Origin of the sequence: Methylorubrum sp. Q1, from assembly GCF_004683995.1 — a bacterium.
Classification (GTDB): Bacteria; Pseudomonadota; Alphaproteobacteria; order Rhizobiales; family Beijerinckiaceae; genus Methylobacterium.
In genome coordinates this window covers 1-1,794 of sequence record NZ_SRHQ01000072.1, presented here as the reverse complement: position 1 = coordinate 1,794, position 1,794 = coordinate 1, and the positions used below count along the sequence as shown (strand labels likewise).

The 1,794-nt window shown below is 61.7% G+C and carries 1 protein-coding gene and 1 pseudogene; one reads left to right on the top strand and one right to left on the bottom strand.

All coding sequences use genetic code 11. From position 1 onward, the window contains the following. Positions 1–336 precede the first annotated feature (336 nt). Positions 337–1,053: a transposase gene (locus tag E4V01_RS25270; RefSeq protein WP_144439945.1), complete on the bottom strand. Its 717-nt coding sequence runs from the start codon at positions 1,051–1,053 to the stop codon at positions 337–339. Between the two features lie 8 nt (positions 1,054–1,061). On the opposite strand from E4V01_RS25270, the pseudogene E4V01_RS25265 reads away from it, so the two are divergent. Then, positions 1,062–1,157: pseudogene (locus E4V01_RS25265) on the top strand (IS5/IS1182 family transposase); the annotation flags it as partial. Positions 1,158–1,794 lie beyond the last annotated feature (637 nt).

Genomic DNA, 1,794 nt, shown 5'->3' with positions numbered 1-1,794 from the left:
GATTGATCCTGCCGACGCGCGGCGACTTGGCAAACGGACGATGACGTGTGCAGTTCATAGAATCGAAACCAAGCCAAGGCGTTGCGTTATCTGAGGGTCTGTGACTCTTGACCCCGATTCGCCAGATTGGCCGCGCCGGGCGAAAGTTGTCGATGCGATCGCCTTCTACCGGGCGCAGGAATTCGAACGCTGTTGGCCGATCAACATCGCCGATCGGCTATCGGTCAGGTCGGATCACCTCCATCGCGGCTGAAGCGCGAACGATCTCCCGATCGCCCACGCAGGTCGCGATGCCAATCGTCGATTGAACCGCGCCGGGTTTCCCGGCAACTGTAATCACGCAACGGTGGCGGGATCGTAATCGGTGCCGGTGGCGAGCATGGCGTTGAGCGTGATGAGGAGCTTGCGCGCAGTCGCGATCAGGGCCGCCTTGGTCGGCTTGCCGGCCAAGGCCAGACGCTCGCGGAACGTGCGGAAGACGGCGGAGCGGCGCGAAGCCTGGAGCGCCGCGAGATAGAGGATCGTTCGCACGACCGGCCGCCCTCCGCCGATGTTACGCGGGCCGACGCGCTTGCCGCTGTCACGGGCGATCGGCGCCAAGCCGGCCAAGGCTGCGATGCGGCGTCGGTCGAGTTGCCCGAGTTCCGGCATCTCGGCAATCAGTGTCGCGGCGACGATAGGGCCGACGCCCGGCGCAGTCTGGAGCCGGCGGCCGATGGCCTGTGTCTCGGGATCGGCGTCGACCAAGGCGGCCATCAGCGCCTCGACCTTGGCGATGCGCCGGTCGAGAAGAGCGATCAGGCTGGTGATGTCGGCACGGGCCTGCTTGTCTGTAGTCTGCTGGAGCCGCGTGGCCTCCTGCTTGCGGATCTCGACAAGCTGACGGCGGCGCGTCGCCTGGGCCTGGAGCACGCGACGCGCCGCCGTTACCGGCTGCGTGGGTGCCGGTCGCAGCCGGGCACCCAGCTCGGCGAGCATGCGCGCGTCCACGCGGTCGGTCTTTCCGATTACCCCCATGGCCCGTGCGAAGTCGCGGGCTTGGCGCGGGTTCACGCGGCTGGCTCAAGCAGCATCGCCGCATCGCCACCCGCTACGAGAAACGGGCCGCCAACTACCTCGCCATGGTCACGCTTGGCATCACCATGCTCTGGCTCACATGGCTTTGCAGAGACCGCCAAGGATCGAATTGCGGCAACAAATTCGACAAGAAAAGGCTCCTTCAAACTATCCAGCGGCATGTCAGCGGTTTACTTTGCAACAAATGTCGCATTCGAGCTTGAGACAAGTGTCGCAAGTTAGATCGCAGGCCGCTTACTCAAGGCTGCACTCAAACGCATCTTTTTCGAAATTATCGAACAATTTCAAAGCACCCAATGCTTCGATGCGCTTCAATCGTTCTCCTGCTTCGACATGGCATGGTGGTTGCGGTGGTGCAGACATCTCCTATTAGCCGCTACGGCTTCATGAGCGAGAACGAATAACGATGGCTCTTTAAGGCCGCACTTCCGCAAATAGCCAGACAGATATCGAGTCGGCTTTGGCGTTCGCACCACACCTGCGCGCGATGCATATGTCGCATGTCGGTGTCAGTCCACTTGCGCCTTGACGTTCGATAATAAAAACATGGGAGGAATAGCTTGAATACGCAGGGCGCCCAGGCCAATCAGCAAAATTCGGCGGCAATCGAGCCGAAGGTTTATACCAATTTCATTGACGGGCAGTTCGCAGCTCCCACCGAGGGTGCGGTCGAAGTCTACAACCCCGCCAACGGCGGTCTGCTCGCGTTGACGCCTG